General features: G+C 52.5%; 1 protein-coding gene and 1 pseudogene. One reads left to right on the top strand and one right to left on the bottom strand.

Annotation, left to right across the window (positions count from 1 at the left end; genetic code table 11):
• Positions 1 to 160: pseudogene (locus CFR80_RS18545) on the bottom strand (IS5/IS1182 family transposase); the annotation flags it as partial.
• An 80-nt stretch (positions 161 to 240) separates the two neighbouring features.
• On the opposite strand from CFR80_RS18545, the gene CFR80_RS19160 reads away from it, so the two are divergent.
• Positions 241 to 846 (top strand): autotransporter-associated beta strand repeat-containing protein (locus CFR80_RS19160; protein WP_181418288.1); only part of this gene is annotated, 606 nt, incomplete at its 3' end.

Consider the following 846-nt stretch of genomic DNA (forward strand, 5'->3'; position numbering starts at 1 on the left):
TGACCACCTCGCGCATATCCGTCGTGCGAGGGCGACCGCCCCGTTTCGCAGGGGGCACAAATGGCACGATCAAAGCCCATTCCCCGTCCATCATATCCGATGGATATCGCAGTCCTTCCCGGCTATGTTCACGTCGGGCAATACCAGTCCATGTCATCATTCACTCCATCTCTTCGTAAAGACGGATGAATCACAACAGACTGGTATTGTTCAAAAACTTTCGGATCGGGCTCTAAGCGCGTGAAAAACGTCCGCAGAAAAAAGATTGTGGTCGATCCGCGAAACAATAAATCTTTGATTGGGTTTCCTTCCTGTGTAGCCAAAGTCGGTTTTCTTGCATCGCTGTTGTGTGGCGTGGCAACGTATGGGCTAGCGCCTGTCTATGCTCAGGAATCTTCTCCGAATACTCAAATATTTTCTCCGTCAACCACGATATATTCTTCTGATGTTGTGGGAGACAATGATGCGGGTCCCGTGTCTGTCATCATGAATGGCAGTGGTGCCCAGATACTGATTGGGACGAATACATATACCGGTTCGACAAGTGTCAAGAATGGTACGCTTGGATTGGGGGAGGCTGGCAGCATTGCTGATTCCAGCATTGTGGATGTTTCCCAAGGTGCGATCTTTGATATCAGCCAGACGAATTCTGGTGCATCGGTCAAGGATATGGGTGGAGCCGGTGGCATTGATCTTGGTAGCCAGACGCTGACGTTGACGGCGGCAGATCCTGACACCGTTTATTCCGGCGTGGCGTCCGGTTCTGGCGGTCTGACGGTTTCTGGCGGGACGGAGACGCTGTCGGGTGCGAATACCTACACGGGTGTGACGACGGTGGCGTCTGGT

It is taken from the genome of Komagataeibacter oboediens, assembly GCF_003207815.1.
In the GTDB taxonomy this organism is placed as follows: domain Bacteria; phylum Pseudomonadota; class Alphaproteobacteria; order Acetobacterales; family Acetobacteraceae; genus Komagataeibacter; species Komagataeibacter oboediens.